This window comes from Roseomonas sp. BN140053, assembly GCF_047690175.1.
GTDB lineage: Bacteria > Pseudomonadota > Alphaproteobacteria > Acetobacterales > Acetobacteraceae > Roseomonas.
On sequence record NZ_JBLLEB010000001.1, the window covers coordinates 402,246 to 419,247 of the forward strand.

Genomic DNA, 17,002 nt, shown 5'->3' on the forward strand with positions numbered 1-17,002 from the left:
CCTCGGCCGCCCGCCGCCGGGCGGCAGTGCTGAGCCGCCCGCGGCCGGGCGGCGCCGCTCAGCCCCGGATGGCCGGCTTGCGGAAGGCGTAGAGCATGGAAAGGTTGTTCAGCGGGTCCTGGGTGAAGGAGCGGGTGTTTTCCCGCACGTCCATCGGCTTGCAGCCGCAATGCTCGGCCAGGGCGAAGACTTCCCGCTGCGGCATGCAGTGCATCTCCAGCCCGGCGCCGGGCTGCCCGAGATACTCCGCCACGGTGAAGCGGTAGTCCTTCATGTGGGCGGGCAGCTGGAACACGGCCACGCCGCCGGGGCTCAGCTGTTCCAGCGCCGCTTCCAGGATGGCGTGGATCACCGGCGGCGGGTTGTGCTGCAGCGTCAGCACCGAGAAGAACAGGTCGAAGCTGCCCCGCGGGATCAGCGCCTCGGGCGTGACGTGGTGGTAGCGCAGGTTGGTCAGCCCCTGCTCGCCCAGGTACTGCTCGGCCACGTCCAGATGCGGCCGCGACAGGTCGCAGGTCGTCACCTCGCCGAAGCTGCGGGCCAGGTGCAGCGTCACCCGCCCCGCCCCGCAGCCGTATTCCACCACCCGCGGCAGGTCGGCCGGCGCCAGCCCGATCCGCGCCAGCACCCCGCGCAGGGTGGTCAGGTCGTCCTTGCCGGTGGCGTAGAAGGTGCCGCGCTCGGCCTCGATCCGCTCCGGCCGGAAGCGGTCCACGGTGAGGATGGACCAGTGCGGCGCTTCCTCCCCCAGCCTGGTGCGGAAGGCCGCGACCCGCGCCATCATGCGCTCCAGGTCCGGCCGCGCGGCCAGCACCTCCACCGCCAGGGGCGGCGCGTCCAGCGGCAAGGTCTGCGCGATCACCGGCGGAGGCAGCACGGGAGGAAGGTCCTCCATCCTCCTGAATTCATCGGAATTCAGGAAAACCCGGCGAAGCTGCGACAGCTCCTCGAAGTCCTTGGCCAGCGACTCCGGCAGGGCCTCGTTCTCGGGCTCGCGTCCCAGGATCAGCCGGTAGGCGGCTCGCACGTCGTCGGGGGTGACCATCTCAGCTCTCCAGCAACACCCCGCCGCTCGGGCCGGCGCCCGGGGTGTCGGTTGCCGCGCTTCCGCCGGCCGGCGGCGGTTTCGCGCCCGCGGGAAGCGAGAGCACGCTTCCCGGCTTCGCTCAACCGGCCTGGGCCAGCCGCCGCAGCGCCGGCGTCGCCGCCCGCCGGCCCTCGCCGACGTAGGCCTCGTGGTGCTCCTCGATGCGTGCCGGGTCGTAGAGGTAATTGACCATGAAGCCCAGGCTCTCGCGGATACCCTTGTCCGACACGTCGCCGCGCCAGTTCAGCCGCTCGATCCGCGCCCCGTTGGACAGGTGGAAATGCGCCACCGGGTCCTTGGCCCGCTTCCCGTCGGCGGAAGCCTCGGTGATCAGGTAGCGGGCGCAGAGCCGGGCCAGCGGCGCCTCCGCCGCCCGGGCGAGCGGGTCGGCCAGCGGGTTGCGCTGCCCGAGCAGCGCGGTGAAGGCGGCAAAGGCGTCCGGCGTCCCCGGCAGCGCCGCCACCAGGGTTTCCGCCTCGTCCTCCGTCAGCAGGTCGCTGCCCTGCTCCGCCACCGCCTTGTCCAGCCACTTGCGATAACCTGGGATAGGAGAAAGCGTCGAGAAGTTACTGATATTGTGGAATTCATCCTGAAGCAGCGCGACCACGCGCTTGATCAGGAAGTTGCCGAAGGAGATGCCGTCCAGCCCGCGCTGGCAGTTGTTGATGGAGTAGAAGATCGCGGTGTCGGCCTTGAGCGGGTCGAGCACCGGCGCCTTCTCGTCCAGCAGGTCCTGCACGGACCCCGCCAGCCCCTTCACCAGCGCCACCTCCACGAAGATCAGCGGCTCGTCCGGCATGCGAGGGTGGAAGAAGGCGTAGCAGCGACGGTCTGAATCCAAACGATTCTTCAGGTCCCGCCAGGTGCGGATGCGGTGCACGGCCTCGTAGCCCACCAGCTTCTCCAGCAGCGAGGCCGGGCTGCTCCAGTCGATGCGGCGTAGCTCCAGGAAGCCCAGGTCGAACCAGGAGGCCAGCAGCGATCGCAGGTCCGCATCCAGCGCCCGCAGCAGCGCGTCTTCCCGGCTGTGGCGCAGCAGGTCGGCCCGCAGATCCACCAGCAGCTTCACCCCGTCCGGGATGGTGGCGAACTGCGACAGCAGCCGGATCCGCGGCGGCTCCAGCGAGCGGCGCAGGGCGGCCTTGGCCACGGCGCGCTCCGCCGGGCTGTCCGCATCGTTCACCCGCCGCATCGCCGCCTGCACCACTTCCAGGTCGGAATCGAATTGCGCCAGGGTGCGGAGGAACTCCAGCCGCTCCTCCGGGCTGCGGGCCAGGTATTCCTGCGCCAGCCCGGCGGCGCGGGATCGGGCGGACACTTCGCCGCCTCGGGCGCTCAGGCAGGCCCGCATCCGTTCGGCCAGGTCCGGCCCGTCCTCCCGCGACACGGTGGAGGCCATGTCCCGCCAAAGGCCGGAGACGCGTTTCCACGCCCGGTCCAGGAAGCCGATTTCCGGAGCGTTGAGATCGAGGGGCGGTGCACTGCCTGACATGACCGGAAACATATCGTGAGCCCCGCCGGATCGCTAGCTCTTCTCGAACAACCCCGCGAGAACCCCCGGCAGCCGGTCGATCAGGTCCTCCGCGATCAGGCCCGGCGCCGGCGAGGCCGCCGCCCCGTGCACCCAGACCCCGGCCGCGGCGGCCTCGAAGGGCGGCATGCCCTGCGCCAGCAGCGCGGCGATGCTGCCCGCCAGCACGTCGCCGGTTCCCGCCGTGGCCAGGGTCGGCGGCGCGTTGCCGTTGATCGCCACCCGCCCGTCCGGGGCGGCGATCACCGTGTCGCTGCCCTTCAGCACCACGGCCGCGCCACACAGCGCCGCCGCCCGCCGCGCCGCGGCCGGCCGGTCGGGTCCGGGCGCCCCGAAGACCCGGGCGAACTCGCCGGCGTGGGGCGTCAGCACGGCCGCGCCGCGCAGGCGCTCCGGCTGCCCGGCGCACACCGTCAGGGCGCCGGCATCCACCACCGCCGGGGCCCCGGCCGCCAGCACGGCGTCCAGCAGCCGGGCCGTGCGCTCGTCCGGCGGCAGTCCCGGGCCCAGGGCCCAGCTGCGCGCCCTGCCCCCGTCCAGGATGGCCTCGGCCGGCGGGTCGGCGACGATCTGGCCGGGCTCCACCGCGCCGCGCAGCAGGAAGGCGGCCCCGGCCGAGGTCGCGGCCAGGGTCACCATGCCCGCCCCGGCCCGCCGCGCCGCCGCCGCCGCCAGCCGGGCCGCGCCGGGCATCCGGCTGCCGGCGGCCACCACCACGTGGCCGCGGGCGTGCTTGTGGGTGTCGGCCGCCGGATGCGGCAGGCGCCACAGCGCGGGCCCGTTGCTGAAGCTGCGCGCCTCCGCCTGGCCGAGGACGCCCGCCACCACCGCCTCCGGCAGCCCGAGATCCGCGAGTTCCAGCCGCCCGCACAGGTCGCGGCCGGGCAGCAGCAGGTGGCCGGGCTTGCGGCGCACGAAGGTCACGGTGACCGCCGCCGGGCGCACGAAGCCCAGCGGCGCGCCCGTGCCGCCGTCCAGGCCGCTGGGCATGTCCACCGCCAGCACGGGCGCCCGGATCGCCCGCAGCACGGCCGCGACCTCCTCCGACAGCGGGCGGGACAGGCCGGCGCCGAACAGCGCGTCGATCACCAGCTCGGCCCGTTCCGCCACCTCGGCACATAGCGGCAGCAGCGGCCCGCGCCAGCGCGCCACCGCCTGCCCGGCGGCGCCGGAGGGATCGGCGACCGGCAGCGCGGCCACCGACACCGGCCAGCCGGCCTCCGCTAGCAGCCGCGCCGCCACCCAGCCATCGCCGCCATTGTTGCCCGGCCCGGCCAGCACCAGCGTCCGCCGCGGCCGCCAGTGCCGCATGGCCGACCGCGCCACCGCGCGACCCGCGGCCTGCATCAGCCCGGCCAGGGGAAAACCCGCTGCCACGGCGGCCGCGTCCACCGCGGCCATCTGCGCGGGCGTTAGCAGTTCCGCCGGCCAGGCGGCGGAACCGCGGACCGGGGCCGGCCGCCCGCCCCGGTCCGCAGTGCCGGCCCCGCGCCGGGTCGCCGCGGCGGGCGTCACCGGGCCGTTTCGGGCGGAGGAGGAGTGCGTCACGCCCGCGAGCCTAGAGGCTGTCCCGCATCGGCGTCCAACCATCCGCTGGTCCCCGGCCGGGATCGCCGCGGCGGCGGCCCGGGCCGGACAGGGACCAGGGCGCCACCGTCGGGCGGCCACGGCGCCGGATGTGTCAGAAAACGCGGAATCTGCCACGGCCTTCGCCGAGCTTGACCACCAAGATCCGGTTATTGTAGGATTTTATTCTGAAAAGCACTCCGTCACGGCGGCTCCCGGTAAGGAAGTAAGGTCGTAAGGAAGTAAGGCGAGGCGCTGGCCTGGAACCGCGGGCGCCCGGCCCTGCGCGACGAGCCACATTGTCCGCACCGCCGCCTTTGCGCCATGGTGCCGCACGATCGACGCGGGCACCGCGTCGCGGCCAGGGAGCGGCGAGCGCATGGACGATCTGCACGGGCTGGACGGGTTGTTGCCGCCGCCGCTGGGACGGCGGGGCGTGATCATGACCTCGCTGGTGGCCGGCTTCACCCTGGCCACCGCGCGCGGCGAGGCGGCGCCGATCAAGACGGACAATGTCGGCCTCGATGCCGGCGAAATCTCCATCCCCACCACGGACGGCCGCATCCCCGCCTACGTCGCCGCCCCCGTGGGCGCCGGGCGTTTCCCCACGGTGGTGGTGATCGAGGAGATCTTCGGCGTCCACGAATACATCAAGGACACCTGCCGCCGCCTGGCCAAGGCCGGCTACCTCGCCATCGCGCCGGAGCTCTACGCGCGGCTGGGCGACCTTTCGACCATGACGGACGCGGCGCAGATCGTGCGCGACGTGATCAGCAAGGCGCCCGACGCCCAGGTGCTGTCGGACCTCGACTCCGCTGCCAGCTGGGCCACCACGGAAGGCAAGGGCGACCCGGGGCGCATCGCGGTCACCGGCTTCTGCCGCGGCGGCCGCAACACCTGGCTCTACGCCGCGAGTTCGGACAAGCCCAAAGCGGCGGTCGCCTGGTACGGCCCGGTGGGCGGCACGCCCAGCGCCATCCAGCCGCGCAACGCCGCCGACGTGGCGGCGGAGCTGCGCTGCCCGCTGCTGGGCCTCTACGGCGGCGCCGACACCGGCATCCCCGTGGACCAGGTCCGGGCGGCGGAAGCCGCGGCCCGGCAGGCCGGCAAGACGGTGGAGATCGTGGTCTACCCGGACGCCCCGCACGGCTTCCACGCCGACTACCGCCCCAGCTTCCGCCAGGAACCGGCGGAGGATGGCTGGAAGCGGATGCTGGACTGGTTCCGCCGCAACGGCGTGGCCTGACGGCGGCCGCGGCGCCGTGTGGCGCCGCGACCGGCAACCCCGGCCCACCTGGGCCGGGCTCCTCGCAGCACGGGAAGGGGCGCCGTCATGGCCTTCGTGATCGCGGTGGCGAGCCGCAAGGGCGGCGCCGGCAAGTCCACGGTGGTGGCCAACCTGGCCACCGCCCTGCGCGCCGCCGGAACCCGGGTGGCGCTGCTCGACGTCGATCCGCAGGGCACGCTGACGCGCTGGGCGCAGGTCCGGCCCGCCACCGTGCCGGAGATCGGCTTCGAGGCCGCGGCCGGCTGGCGCGTGCCGCAATCGGTGGACCGGCACCGGCGCGAGGACGGCTTCGTGATCCTCGACACCCCGCCGCACGCGGACAACGACGCCAAGCTGGCGATCCGCACCGCCGACCTCGTGGTGATCCCGCTGCAGCCCTCCATGCCCGACCTGTGGGCGATCGACGGCACGCTGGCCATCGCGGCGGCCGAGAAGAAGCCGGTGGCGCTGATGCTGAACCGCGTCCCGGCCCAGGGCCGCCTGCGCGACGAGGTGGCGGCCGCGGTGGCGGAGCGCGACCTGCCGCTGCTGGCGGGCGCCTTCGGCAACCGCACCGCCTTCGCCAGCGCCTTCGGCCACGGGCTGGGCGTGGTGGAACAGGCGCCGCGCAGCCCCGCCGCGGACGAGGCCCGCGCCCTGGCGGAAGCCATCCGGCGCGAAGCCGCGGGCTGAACCCCGCCGGCAACGCGGGTCCGGCCACCGGGCGAACCCGCCACCACGGCGAAACGTCCGGCCTGGGCCGCGGCGGAGCCAAGCGCCTCAGCGGGACGCGGGCCCGGCCGGGGGTCGGCGTCCCGCCTCAGCGGCGCAGGCCCAGCGTCACCTCGCGGTGCCAGATATACAGGCCCGAGGCCACCAGGATCGCCACCCCGCCGGCATCCCAGCCATCCGGCACCTCCGCCCAGATCAGCGTGCCCATCAGCGTGGTCCACAGGATGGCGGAATACTCGAAAGGCGCCAGCAGCGTGGTTTCCCCCGACCGGTAGCCCGCCGTCATCAGCAGCTGCCCCACCGCCGAGAGCAGCCCCACCGCGGCCAGCAGCCCCAAGGCCAGCGGCGTGGGCCAGACCCAGACCGGCAGCGCCAGCAGCAGCGATACCCCGGCGGCGCCCAGGGTGAACCACAGCACGATGGTCACCCCGGCCTCGCCGCGCTCGCCCATGCGGCGGATCGAGATCATCGCCATCGCCCAGGAAAAGGCCCCCGCCACCACCGCGCCCACGGCGACCAGGTCGGGCGAGGCCGCGCCGGCGCCCATCCCGGGCCGCAGCATCAGCAGCACGCCGCACAGGCCCACCGCCACCGCCGCGGCCCGGCGCGGCCCGACGCGCTCGCCCAGCAGCGGCACGCTCAGCGCGGTCAGGAACAGCGGCATGGCGAAGTTGATCGCGGTGACGGTGGCCAGCGGCAGGTGGGCGTAGCCGTAGAAGGGCCCCGCCGTGCCCAGCAGGCCCCAGAAGCAGCGCTGCGCGTGGCCCAGCGGGTCGCGCGTCCGCAGCAGACTCCAGCCGCCCTGCGCCAGGGCCAGCGGCAGCAGCACCGGTAGCGCCAGCAGGTTGCGGAACAGGATCAGCTCGGCCAGCGGCAGCGACCCGCCCAGCCCCTTCACCGCCGCCGCGGCCAGGCTGAAGAACAGCGCGGCACCGACCACGCAGAGGATCGCACGACCGCGCGCGGCCTCGGCGGAGGGGATCATCGGGAGCAGCGGGGCCCATGTGGACGGCGTGGGGGGCGGAGGTTACGGTCCGCCGCAGATGAAGGCCAGACCGCCCCAGCCCGGGCCATCGCCGTTCCGGGTGCCTGACGCCGGGGGCACCGCGCCGGCAGCCATCCCCTCCGGCCTCGCCCCCGTCGGCCTCGCCCGCGTCGGCCCCGCCCCCTCTGGCCCCGTGGCCGAGCGGTCCGGCCGCGCCCCGCCGGTGCCCGCCCACCCGCTCTATGAGCCCGCCGCGGACGAGGTGGTGTGGAACGGCCGCTTCCCGCTGCAGCGCGTCCGCTTCCGCTACCGCCGCGGCGACGGCCGCCTGTCCGGTGAGCTGACCTGGGAGCTGTGGCGCCGCAACGGCGGGGTGATCATCCTGCCCTGGGACCCCCGCACCGGGCGCATCGCGCTAATCCGCCAGTTCCGCCTGCCCGCCCTGGCCGCCGGGATCGACCCGCTGCAGACGGAATGCCCGGCCGGGCTGCTGGAGCCGGACGAGGACCCGCTGGCCGCGGCGCGCCGCGAGCTGGAGGAGGAAACCGGCCTGCACTGCGATCGGCTGGAACCTTTCGGCCGCTTCCTGCTGATGCCCGGCGGCTGCGACGAGATGCTGCAGTTCCACCTCGCGCGGGTGGACCTGCACGCGGCCGCCGCGGGCCGCAGGGGCGGGCTGGACAGCGAGCACGAGGAAACCGAACTCGTCGTGATCCCGACGGAGGACGCCTTCGCCATGGTGGCTGACAACCGAATCCAGGGGGCGCCCGCCGCCCTGGCGATCCTGTGGCTGCAGGCCAACCACGCCCGGCTGCGGACGGAATGGGCATGAGCGGCGCGATCTTCCGCGACGACGCCTACGCCGCGCGCTGCGACGCCCGCGTGGTGTCCAGCGGCCCCGAGGGCGTGGTGCTGGACCGCAGCGTCTTCTACCCGCGCGCCGGCGGCCAGCCCGGCGACACCGGCACGCTGCGCTGGGCCGGCGGCGAGGCCGCGGTCACCGACACGGTGAAGGACCCGGAGGGCGCCGCGCTGCACGTCCTGCCCGAGGACGCGCCCCGCCCCGCCGTGGGGGACACGGTGACGGCTGAACTGACCTGGGACCGGCGGCACCGGCACATGCGGATGCACACGGCGCTGCACCTGCTGTGCAGCGTGATGCCGGAGATTTCCGTCACCGGCGGGCAGATCGGCGCCGACCGCTCGCGCCTCGACTTCAACCTGCCGGAGCCGCCGACCAAGGAATGGCTGGCGGAGCAGCTGAACGCGCTGGTGCAGGCCGACCACCCCGTCGGCGAGCGCTGGATCTCGGAAGCCGAGCTGGACGCGCAGCCGGAGCTGGTGCGCACGCTCTCGGTGCAGCCGCCGCGCGGCGCCGGCCGTATCCGGCTGGTGCGGATCGGGCCGGAGGAAGCACCGGTGGACCTGCAGCCCTGCGGCGGGACCCATGTCCGCGCCACCGGCGAGATCGGCCGCATCGCCGTCACCAAGCTGGAAAGCAAGGGCAAGCAGAACCGCCGGGTCTACCTGGTGCTGGAGGATTAAGCGGATGGGTCCCCTCGTTTCGACGGAATGGCTGGCGGGCAGCCTCGGCGCCCCCGACCTCGTGGTGCTGGACGCCACCTACTACCTGCCCACGGAAGGCAAGAACGGCCGGGCGGAGTTCGCCGCGGCCCACATCCCCGGCGCGCGCTACTTCGACATCAACGAGGTCGCCGATCCCGACACCGACCTGCCGCACATGGTGCCCTCCGCCGGGCGCTTCGCGAAGCTGGTGGGCGCGATGGGCGTGTCCAACGCGTCCCGCATCGTGTTCTACGACCAGATCGGTACCACCCGCGCGCCCCGCGGCTGGTGGATGTTCAAGCTGTTCGGGCACGAGCAGGTGGCCGTGCTGGATGGCGGCCTGCCGAAATGGCGCGCCGACGGCCACCCCGTCGAGGCCGGCGAGCCCGCCGCCCCCACCCCGGCCAGCTTCGTGCCGGACCTGCGCGCGGAACGGCTGGCCGGGATCGGCGACGTGAAGCGCGTGGTGCGCCAGGGCGGCGGCGGCGCGCTGATCCTGGATGCCCGCGCCCGCGGCCGCTTCGACGGCACGGCGCCCGAGCCGCGGCCCGGCCTTCCCTCCGGCCACATGCCCGGCGCCGCCAACCTGCCGGCCACCGAGCTGATGGGCCCCGATGGCGCCTTCCTGCCCCCCGACGCGCTGCGGGAGCGCTTCGCCGCCGCGGGGGTGGACGGCACCCGCCCGGTGATCACCTCCTGCGGCACCGGCGTCACCGCCACGGTGCTGGCGCTGGGGCTGGAACGCGCCGGTTTCCCGGAAGCCGCGGTGTACGACGGATCCTGGACCGAATGGGCGTCGCGCCCCGAAACCCCGAAGGTGCCCTGATGCCCGACGACGCCCCCTGCGCCAGCGCGCCCGACGCGGACGCCCCGCTGGACGCCGCCTCGGCCTACGAGACCCCCACCGCCCCGGCGCACGTGCCGGCGGACCACCCGGCCGGCGGTTTCAGCACGCGCATGTCGCATGCCGGCCGTCCGGCGGTGCGCTCGCACGGCTTCGTCAACCCGCCGGTGCATCGCGGCTCCACCGTGCTCTACCCGTCCTGCGAGGCGCGGCGGGACCTGGCGCAGCAGCGCTTCGAGCAGGTGCTGACCTACGGCACCGCTGGCGGCCCGACGCACCACGCCCTGGAGGACGTGGTGGCGGAGATCGAGGGCGGCTCGCGCTGCATGATCGTCGGCACCGGCCTGGCCGCGGTGGCGGTGCCGCTGCTGGCCTTCCTCAAGGCCGGCGACCATTGCCTGATGCCGGACAGCGTTTACGGCCCCGCCCGCACCCTGGCGGAAGGGCTGATGCGCGGCTGGGGCGTCGAGACCACCTTCTACGACCCGCTGGTGGACGAGGCCGCAACCCGCGCGCTGATCCGCCCCAACACCAAGGTGGTCTACACCGAGAGCCCGGGCTCCCATTCCTTCGAGGTGCAGGACATCCCCGCCATCGCCCGCGCCGCGCATGCCGCCGGCGCCAAGGTGCTGATGGACAACACCTGGGGCATCCACCACTTCCAGCCCTTCCGGCACGGGGTGGACGTGTCGATCCAGGCGCTCACCAAGTACGTGGTCGGCCATTCCGACGTGCTGCTGGGCTCCGTCACCGTGAACGACGAGGCCGACTGGGTGGCGGTGCGCACCGCCGGCGGCGCCATGGGCCACTACGCCAGCCCGGACGATTGCTGGCTGGCGCTGCGCGGCGCCCGCACCATGCCGGTGCGGCTGAAGCAGCAGGCCGCCAACGCGATGGAGGTCGCCCGCTGGCTGGAAGCGCGGCCGGAGGTGCTGCGCGTGCTGCATCCCGCCCTGCCCTCGCATCCCCAGCACGCGCTGTGGCGGCGGGACTTTTCCGGCGCCTGCTCGCTGTTCGGCGTGGTGCTGCGGCCCGGCTACACGGAAGCGCAGGTCTTCGCGATGATCGACGGGCTGAAGCTGTTCGGGATCGGTGCTTCCTGGGGCGGCTACGAGAGCCTGGCGCTGCCCACCACCGGCTTCATCCGCCGCACCGCCACCGCCGAGGACCTGGGCGGCCCGACTTTCCGGCTGCATATCGGCCTGGAAGACCCGGCGGACCTGATCGCCGACCTGCAGGCGGGGCTGGACACCCTGCCGCGCTGAACTCGGCCGCGCCGCCGCTCAGCCGGCCGGTACCGGCGCGAGGCAGCGGCGCAGCATCGCGTCGAACAGCGCCTTCCGCCGGGCCGCCGCGCCCTGCAGCCCGGCTGCCGCGGCCTCCAGCATCGCCGCCGTGCCCTCCGGGCCGAGCGCCCGGCGCGGATCGGCGCGCCCGGCCCAGCCCCGCAGGATCGCTTCCGTGGCCTCCGGGTGGAACTGCACGCCCACGGCGCGGCGGTACCCGAAAGCCTGGATCGTGCCGTCCGCCGTCGCCAGGACCTCCGCCGCCGGCGGCAGCTGGAAGTGGTCGCCGTGCCAGCGCACCCAGGGGCCTTGCCAGACCGGGTCGCCCAGGGAGGCCACCTCCGTCCAGCCACCGTGAAAGGTGCCCGTGGGCTGCACGGTGCCGCCGATCGCGGCGGCGATCATCTGCGCCCCGAAGCAGATGCCGATCACCGGGCGGTCGGCCGCGATCAGCTCGGCGAGGAGGCGGCGCTCGGCGGCGATCCAGGGCAGCTCGTCGTAGGCCGAATGCGGGGAGCCCAGCACCACGTGCAGGTCGGCCTCCGCCAGCGCCGCCGGGTCGGGCAGGCCGGGCCCGGGGATCACCCGCAGCGCGGCGCCGTGCTCCGCCACCAGGTAGTCGCCGAAGCTGCCGACCGGCGCGCCCGGCGCGTTCTCGATCACCGTGACCCGCAGGCCCATGCGCCGCCCCATCTCCCGTGATCCGCCCGGTTCCGGTCAGGCCGCCACGCAGCGGGCGCAGGTGCCTTCGACCTCCACCGTGGCGCGGGCCGGGCGGAAGCCGGCGCGCGACGCCGCGGCGGCGACGGCGCGCGTCACCGCCTCGTCCGCCACCTCCTGGGTGGCGCCGCAGGTGCCGCAGATCAGGAACTGATGCGGGTGGTGCAGGCCCGGCCCGTGGCCGTGATCGGCCTCCACGCAGCCGACGAAAGCGTTCAGCCGCTCGACCTTGTGGATCAGCCCCTGTTCCAACAGGAAATCCAGCGCGCGGTACACGGTGGGCGGCGCCGCGCCGGGACGCTCCGCCTTCAGGCGGTCCAGCAGGGCATAGGCGCCCACCGGCGACTCGGCATCCAGCACCAGGGCGAGCACCTGCCGGCGCAGCGGCGTCAGCTGCGCGCCGCGGGCGGCGCAGGAGGCCGCGACCCGGTCCAGCACCGGGTCCATCCCTTCCGCTCCGACACGCCCCGACTCCCGCGCCATCCCTGCGCCTCCCGCCACGCCGATCCCGTCGCTATATGGTGGGGAATGCAGCCCGCAGCCACTCCGCCCGCCGTCACCCTGCCGCCCGAGGCGCGCGCCCGCTTCCTGGAGGCGCTGCACTTCGACGCCCGCGGCCTGGTGGCCGCCGTGGCGCAGCAGCACGACACCGGCGAGGTGCTGATGCTCGCCTGGATGAACCGCGAGGCGGTGGAGGAAACCCTGGCCACCGGGCGGGTGACCTATTTCTCGCGCTCGCGCGGCACCCTGTGGCGCAAGGGGGACACCTCCGGCCAGGTGCAGCACCTGCGCGAGCTGCGGCTGGACTGCGACGGCGATGCGGTGCTGGCGCTGGTGGACCAGGTCGGGGTGGCCTGCCACACCGGGCGGCGGTCCTGCTTCTCCTGGGCGCTGCGGGACGGGGAGGTCGCGGCCATCGCGCCGCCGTTGGAAAACCCGGCCGCGCTCTACGGGCAGGACCACGCGCACGGGCACCCGGCGTGACGCGCCCCTGCCGCCTCGCTCCGTACCGGGCGTGAGCACCGCCGCGGAGGCCGTCCGCGCCGCGCTTCCCGAACGGATCCGAGACCTGCTCCGGCAAGGCGACCGCGACGCCGCCCAGGCGGCCTGGCAGCACGGTGCCGGGGCGCTGGCGGAGGATTTCGACGCGCTCGCGGCCGCCGCGCAGGCCTTTGCCGAGGCCGGCGAGGCCGCCGCCGCGGAACCGCTGTTCCGCATGGCCGCCGGGCTGCGGCCGGGGGCGTCCGCCGGGCATCTCGGCCTGTCCGCGGCCTTGCGAGCGCAGGGCCGCCACGCCGAGGCGCTCGCCGTCGCCCGGCAAGGGCGCGAGCGGGTGCCGGAGGACGCGTCCCTCGCGGCCCTGGTGGGCCACCTGCTGCTGGAGGCCGGCGATCCCCGCGCCGCGGTGCCGCATTTCCGCGCCGCCCTGCCCGGCCATCCCGACCCCGGCTGGACCCGGATGGGCCTCAGCAATGCCCTGGCCAGCCAGGGCCGCATGCCGGAAGCCGTCACGGAAGCCCGGGCCGCCCTCGCCGCCGCCCCGGCGGACGCGGCGCGGCTGTTCTGGCTCGGCCACCTGCTGCGCGCTGTGGGTGATCTGGCGGAAGCCGCGACGCTGTTCCGCTCCGTTCTGGCGCAGGAACCCGGCCACGCCCAGGCGCAGGAGGGCCTCACCGCCGCCGAGGCCGCCCTGGCCGGGCCGCGCCGGCACGCCGGCACGGCAACCGCGGCCCCGGCGGGGGCGGGCCTGGCGGAACCGGCGGTCCTGGGGCCCGAGGACCGGGCGCGCATTGCCCGCACCCTGGCGCTGGTGCGCAGCAGGGAGCCGGCCATCGCGCATCGCGGCGATCCCTTGCCACCCTGGGGACCGCCGACCCGGCGCCTCGGCGGGCTGTTCCGGCGGTTGCTGCGGGGCGGCTGAGCAGGCGCCGGGAAAGGACGCACCGAAGCCCTGCCCCCGTTCCCGGCGCCGGGCGATCTGCTCTATGCAGCGGGCATGTCCGGAACCGACCTGACCACCCGCACCCTGCATGCCGACGCGCTAGCGCCTTTCCTGCCCACCCTGGGACGGCTGCGCGTGGCGGTGTTTCGTGAATGGCCCTACCTGTACGACGGCGACGCGGCCCACGAGGGCAGCTACATCCGCAACTTCGCCGGCAGCCCCAACGCCGCCGCGGTGCTGGCCTTCGACGGCGAGGCGGTGGTGGGCGCGGCCACCTGCCAGCCCATGGCCGAAACCTCGCCCGAGTTGCAGGCCTCCTTTGCCGCGGGCGGGCTGCCGCCGGCGGAATGCTGCTACTTCGGCGAGTCCGTGCTGCTGCCGCCGTATCGTGGCCGCGGGCTGGGGCTGGCCTTCCTGGCCGGGCGGGAAGCGCATGCCCGCGCCCTCGGGCTGACGCGGGTGGCCTTCGTGTCGGTGAAGCGCGACGCGGACGACCCGCGCCGCCCGCCGGACTACGTGCCGCTGGACGGCTTCTGGAAGAAGCGCGGCTACCGCCCGCGCTACGACATCGTGGTGCGGATGTCCTGGAAGGAAGTCGACGGCTGGATGGAGGAGCCGCACGAGCTATCCGCCTGGGTGAAGGACCTCTGAGGTGACGGCCCTGCGCCTGGGCCTGCTGCAATACCCGGTGGAGCGGCCGACCAGCGTCGAGGCCTTCGCGCGCAAGCTGGACACCTGGCTGGCCGAGGCGGTCGGGCGCGCCGACCTCGCCGTGCTGCCGGAATATGCCTGCGTGGAACTGGGCACCGGGCTGGCCGGCGGCGAGGCGGACGAGGCCGGAGAGCTGGCCGCCATCGTGGCCGCGGCACCCGCCGTGCTGGAGGCCATGCGTGGCGCCGCCCGCCGGGCGGGGCTCTGGCTGCTGCCGGGCAGCCTGCCGATGCGCGACCGGGACGGCCGGGTGCGCAACCGCGCCCCCCTGATCGCCCCGGACGGCAGCCTCGCCTTCCAGGACAAGTGCGTCATGACCCGCTTCGAGGCGGAGCGCTGGATGGTCGCCCCCGGCGCCCCGCCCGCCGTGTTCGACACGCCCTGGGGCCGGATCGGCGTGTCGATCTGCTACGACGTGGAATTCCCGGCCCATGCGCGCACCCAGGTGGAAGCCGGTGCCTGGCTGATCCTGGCGCCCTCCTGCACGGACAGCATGCACGGCTTTAACCGCGTACGCTTTTCCGCCGCGGCGCGCGCGCTGGAGAACCAGTGCTTCGTGGCGGTCACTCCCACTGTGGGAACGGCGCCCTGGTCCGCCGCGCTGGACGTGAACCGCGGCTTCGCCGCCGTGTTCGGCCCCGTGGACCGCGGCTTCCCCGAGGACGGCGTGCTGGCGCGCGGCGCGCTGGACCAGGCGGGCTGGGTCTTCGCCACGCTGGACCCGGCGCGGCTGGAGGCGGTGCGCCGGGATGGCGGCGTGCGCAACCACGCGGACTGGCCCTCGGCGCCCTTCCCGCCCGCCAGCCCGGCGCGCTTCGCGTGACGGAAGCGCCGCTGATCTACCTCGTCGCGGGCGAGGCGTCCGGCGATGTGCTGGGGGCGCGGCTGATGGCGCGCCTGCGGCAGCGGCGGCCGGAGCTGCGCTTCGCCGGGGTCGGCGGCGACCGCATGGCCGCGGAAGGGCTGCGCAGCCTGTTTCCGATGGGCGAATTGTCGCTGATGGGGCTGCTGGAGGTCCTGCCCAACCTCCGCCGTCTGGCCCGGCGCATGACGGAAACCGCCGCGGACGTGGAGGCGCGCCGCCCGGCCGCCATCGTGACGATCGACAGCCCCGGCTTCGCGCTGCGGCTGGCCAAGCGGGTGAAGCCGCTGGGCGTGCCGCTGATCCACTACGTGGCGCCGCAGGTCTGGGCTTGGCGGCCCGGGCGCGTCCGGGAGATCGCGGAGCGGGTGGACCGCATCCTCGCCCTGCTGCCCTTCGAGGCGCCGTTCTTCGAGGCGGCCGGCATCGCCGTGGATTTCGTCGGCCACCCCGTGCTGGAAAGCGGTGCCGACACGGGTGACGCCGCCCGCTTCCGCGCGGCGCACGGCATCGCCCCGGAGGAACGGGTGGTGCTGGTGATGCCCGGCAGCCGCCGCACGGAAGTGTCGCGGCTGCTGCCGGTGTTCGGCGAGGCCCTGCGGCTGGCCAGCGCCGCCGTGCCGGGGCTGCGGCCGGTGGTGCCGCTGGCCGGGCCGGTGGAGGACACCGTGCGCGCCGCGGCCTCGCTCTGGCAGCCGGCGCCGATCCTGCTGCACGACGTGGCGGCGAAGCACGACGCCTTCGCGACGGCGGCGGCGGGGCTGATCAAGTCCGGCACCTCCTCGCTGGAGGTGGCGATGGCCGGGGTGCCGATGGCCGTGGGCTACCGGGTGAACCCCGTCACGGCGGCGATCATGCGGCGCCTGCTGAAGGTGCGCTACGCCAGCATCGTCAACCTTTTGGCCGACGCGCCGGTGATCCCGGAATACCTGCAGGAGCGCTGCACCCCCGAGCTGCTGGCGGCCGAGCTGGTGCGCCTGCTGCGCGAGCCCGAGGCGGCGGCCGCGCAGCGCCAGGGCTTCGCGCAGGTGCTGGACCTGCTGCGCCCGGCCGAGGGCCTGCCCAGCGAGGCGGCCGCGGCGGCGGTGCTGAACAGCCTGCGGTGACGCCCGCGGGCCCGCCGTGCATCCTGTTGCGGCGTGCCCCTTCGGCGGCGGGATGCGGGCGGAGGGTGGGCGCTTGGCGATCGGATCAGGGCTGAGGCTGCACCGGCGGCCGGGGCTGCGGGCCGCCCTGCTGGCGGGGCCGGCGGCCTGGCTGGCCGTGGTGCTGGCGCTCGACCTGCGCTCCACCACGGCCCTGCTGCTGGGCTGGGACGTCGCGGTGCTGGCCTACCTGGCGATGCTGCTGCGGGCCGCGCTCTCGATGGACCCCTCGGCCGCGCGGAAGCAGGCGGAAGAGCTGGACGAGGGGCGCTGGACGGTTCTGGGCGGCACGCTGCTGACGGTGCTGGCCGCGCTGGTGGCGGTGGGCGCCGACCTGGCGGGGGCCCAGGGCGCCCCGAACGGGGCCGAGATCGGGCTGGCGGTGGCCACGGTGCTGCTGTCCTGGAGCTTCCTCCACGTGCTCTTCGCCAACCACTACCTGCACGAGCAGGCGCTGCGCGGCGGCATCGACTTCCCCGGCGGGGCGGAGAACCCGGACCTGCTGGAGTTCCTGTACCTCAGCTTCACCGTCGGCATGACCGCCCAGGTATCGGACGTGACCACGGCCTCCGCCGGGATGCGACGGCTGGTGCTGGTGCACGCGGTGGTAAGTTTCGTGTTCAACACCGCCGTGGTCGCGGGGGCGGTGAACATCGCGGCGGGGCTGGTGAAGTAGCCCGACCAGCAAGCGGCGGCGTTCACCGCGCGGGCGGCACGGCGCGCAGCACGACGGGACGCTGCGGACTCGGGCTGGCGAC

General features: G+C 74.7%; 18 protein-coding genes. 12 read left to right on the forward strand and 6 right to left on the reverse strand.

The genetic code is table 11. The annotated features are described in order from the left end of the window. Positions 1-58 precede the first annotated feature (58 nt). From ACLIBK_RS01900 to ACLIBK_RS01910, 3 genes are all read right to left on the reverse strand, one after another. On the reverse strand, positions 59-1,045 hold the full coding sequence (locus ACLIBK_RS01900) for a class I SAM-dependent methyltransferase (protein ID WP_415385503.1): 987 nt from the start codon (positions 1,043-1,045) through the stop codon (positions 59-61). A 121-nt stretch (positions 1,046-1,166) separates the two neighbouring features. Further along, the gene (locus tag ACLIBK_RS01905) at positions 1,167-2,579 is read right to left on the reverse strand and encodes a malonyl-CoA decarboxylase (RefSeq protein ID WP_415385504.1); all 1,413 of its coding nucleotides are present in this window, start codon (positions 2,577-2,579) and stop codon (positions 1,167-1,169) included. A gap of 33 nt (positions 2,580-2,612) precedes the next feature. After that, complete coding sequence (locus ACLIBK_RS01910; protein WP_415385505.1) at positions 2,613-4,166, reverse strand: NAD(P)H-hydrate dehydratase; 1,554 nt, start codon at positions 4,164-4,166, stop codon at positions 2,613-2,615. 397 nt (positions 4,167-4,563) lie between these two features. Between ACLIBK_RS01910 and ACLIBK_RS01915 the strand changes: the two genes are divergently transcribed. Both ACLIBK_RS01915 and parA read left to right on the forward strand, forming a co-directional pair. Further along, positions 4,564-5,430: a dienelactone hydrolase family protein gene (locus ACLIBK_RS01915; protein ID WP_415385506.1), complete on the forward strand. Its 867-nt coding sequence runs from the start codon at positions 4,564-4,566 to the stop codon at positions 5,428-5,430. An 87-nt stretch (positions 5,431-5,517) separates the two neighbouring features. Continuing rightward, entirely contained in the window at positions 5,518-6,144 is a 627-nt protein-coding gene (gene parA / locus ACLIBK_RS01920) for a ParA family partition ATPase (RefSeq protein ID WP_415385507.1), read from the forward strand. A 127-nt stretch (positions 6,145-6,271) separates the two neighbouring features. Here parA and ACLIBK_RS01925 read toward each other — a convergent pair whose 3' ends face one another. Beyond that, positions 6,272-7,168, reverse strand: a complete 897-nt coding sequence (locus ACLIBK_RS01925) for a DMT family transporter (RefSeq protein ID WP_415385508.1) — start codon at positions 7,166-7,168, stop codon at positions 6,272-6,274. A 100-nt stretch (positions 7,169-7,268) separates the two neighbouring features. On the opposite strand from ACLIBK_RS01925, the gene ACLIBK_RS01930 reads away from it, so the two are divergent. The 4 genes from ACLIBK_RS01930 (at position 7,269) to metC (ending at position 10,843) form a co-directional block, all read left to right on the forward strand. After that, positions 7,269-8,000, forward strand: a complete 732-nt coding sequence (locus ACLIBK_RS01930; RefSeq protein ID WP_415385509.1) for an NUDIX domain-containing protein — start codon at positions 7,269-7,271, stop codon at positions 7,998-8,000. Then, positions 7,997-8,713, forward strand: a complete 717-nt coding sequence (locus ACLIBK_RS01935) for an alanyl-tRNA editing protein (RefSeq protein WP_415385510.1) — start codon at positions 7,997-7,999, stop codon at positions 8,711-8,713. Before ACLIBK_RS01930 ends, ACLIBK_RS01935 begins: the two co-directional genes overlap by 4 nt. Positions 8,714-8,717: 4 nt before the next feature. Next, positions 8,718-9,560: a sulfurtransferase gene (locus ACLIBK_RS01940; RefSeq protein WP_415385511.1), complete on the forward strand. Its 843-nt coding sequence runs from the start codon at positions 8,718-8,720 to the stop codon at positions 9,558-9,560. A gap of 131 nt (positions 9,561-9,691) precedes the next feature. Then, entirely contained in the window at positions 9,692-10,843 is a 1,152-nt protein-coding gene (gene metC, locus ACLIBK_RS01945; RefSeq protein ID WP_415385566.1) for a cystathionine beta-lyase, read from the forward strand. Between the two features lie 18 nt (positions 10,844-10,861). Here the strand turns inward: metC and ACLIBK_RS01950 are convergent, their stop codons facing one another. Further along, positions 10,862-11,545: a type 1 glutamine amidotransferase gene (locus ACLIBK_RS01950; protein WP_415385512.1), complete on the reverse strand. Its 684-nt coding sequence runs from the start codon at positions 11,543-11,545 to the stop codon at positions 10,862-10,864. A gap of 36 nt (positions 11,546-11,581) precedes the next feature. Then, positions 11,582-12,031, reverse strand: coding sequence for a Fur family transcriptional regulator (locus tag ACLIBK_RS01955; RefSeq protein ID WP_415385513.1), 450 nt, complete (start codon positions 12,029-12,031; stop codon positions 11,582-11,584). Positions 12,032-12,112: 81 nt separating this feature from the next. On the opposite strand from ACLIBK_RS01955, the gene hisI reads away from it, so the two are divergent. The 6 genes from hisI to ACLIBK_RS01985 all read left to right on the forward strand — a co-directional run bounded on the left by hisI (position 12,113) and on the right by ACLIBK_RS01985 (position 16,920). After that, the gene (gene hisI / locus ACLIBK_RS01960; protein WP_415385514.1) at positions 12,113-12,568 is read left to right on the forward strand and encodes a phosphoribosyl-AMP cyclohydrolase; all 456 of its coding nucleotides are present in this window, start codon (positions 12,113-12,115) and stop codon (positions 12,566-12,568) included. Between the two features lie 31 nt (positions 12,569-12,599). After that, complete coding sequence (locus ACLIBK_RS01965) at positions 12,600-13,505, forward strand: tetratricopeptide repeat protein (RefSeq protein ID WP_415385515.1); 906 nt, start codon at positions 12,600-12,602, stop codon at positions 13,503-13,505. Between the two features lie 75 nt (positions 13,506-13,580). Then, positions 13,581-14,177: a GNAT family N-acetyltransferase gene (locus ACLIBK_RS01970; protein ID WP_415385516.1), complete on the forward strand. Its 597-nt coding sequence runs from the start codon at positions 13,581-13,583 to the stop codon at positions 14,175-14,177. A gap of 1 nt (position 14,178) precedes the next feature. Next, the gene (locus ACLIBK_RS01975) at positions 14,179-15,060 is read left to right on the forward strand and encodes a carbon-nitrogen hydrolase family protein (protein WP_415385517.1); all 882 of its coding nucleotides are present in this window, start codon (positions 14,179-14,181) and stop codon (positions 15,058-15,060) included. Then, positions 15,057-16,205 (forward strand): lipid-A-disaccharide synthase, encoded by a 1,149-nt coding sequence (gene lpxB, locus ACLIBK_RS01980; RefSeq protein ID WP_415385518.1) that lies wholly within the window; start codon positions 15,057-15,059, stop codon positions 16,203-16,205. Before ACLIBK_RS01975 ends, lpxB begins: the two co-directional genes overlap by 4 nt. Before the next feature lie 73 nt (positions 16,206-16,278). Further along, positions 16,279-16,920, forward strand: coding sequence for a DUF1345 domain-containing protein (locus tag ACLIBK_RS01985; protein ID WP_415385519.1), 642 nt, complete (start codon positions 16,279-16,281; stop codon positions 16,918-16,920). The last annotated feature ends 82 nt before the right edge of the window (positions 16,921-17,002 follow it).

Bases quoted from the DNA above. Each gene is read 5' to 3' on its own strand.
- ACLIBK_RS01905 (WP_415385504.1), bottom strand. From the start codon at position 2,579: ATGTCAGGCAGTGCACCGCCCCTCGATCTCAACGCTCCGGAAATCGGC.
- ACLIBK_RS01955 (WP_415385513.1), bottom strand. From the start codon at position 12,031: ATGGACCCGGTGCTGGACCGGGTCGCGGCCTCCTGCGCCGCCCGCGGC.
- ACLIBK_RS01915 (WP_415385506.1), top strand. From the start codon at position 4,564: ATGGACGATCTGCACGGGCTGGACGGGTTGTTGCCGCCGCCGCTGGGA.
- ACLIBK_RS01925 (WP_415385508.1), bottom strand. From the start codon at position 7,168: ATGATCCCCTCCGCCGAGGCCGCGCGCGGTCGTGCGATCCTCTGCGTG.
- ACLIBK_RS01900 (WP_415385503.1), bottom strand. From the start codon at position 1,045: ATGGTCACCCCCGACGACGTGCGAGCCGCCTACCGGCTGATCCTGGGA.
- ACLIBK_RS01950 (WP_415385512.1), bottom strand. From the start codon at position 11,545: ATGGGCCTGCGGGTCACGGTGATCGAGAACGCGCCGGGCGCGCCGGTC.
- parA (WP_415385507.1), top strand. From the start codon at position 5,518: ATGGCCTTCGTGATCGCGGTGGCGAGCCGCAAGGGCGGCGCCGGCAAG.
- ACLIBK_RS01935 (WP_415385510.1), top strand. From the start codon at position 7,997: ATGAGCGGCGCGATCTTCCGCGACGACGCCTACGCCGCGCGCTGCGAC.
- ACLIBK_RS01970 (WP_415385516.1), top strand. From the start codon at position 13,581: ATGTCCGGAACCGACCTGACCACCCGCACCCTGCATGCCGACGCGCTA.
- hisI (WP_415385514.1), top strand. From the start codon at position 12,113: ATGCAGCCCGCAGCCACTCCGCCCGCCGTCACCCTGCCGCCCGAGGCG.
- metC (WP_415385566.1), top strand. From the start codon at position 9,692: ATGTCGCATGCCGGCCGTCCGGCGGTGCGCTCGCACGGCTTCGTCAAC.
- ACLIBK_RS01940 (WP_415385511.1), top strand. From the start codon at position 8,718: ATGGGTCCCCTCGTTTCGACGGAATGGCTGGCGGGCAGCCTCGGCGCC.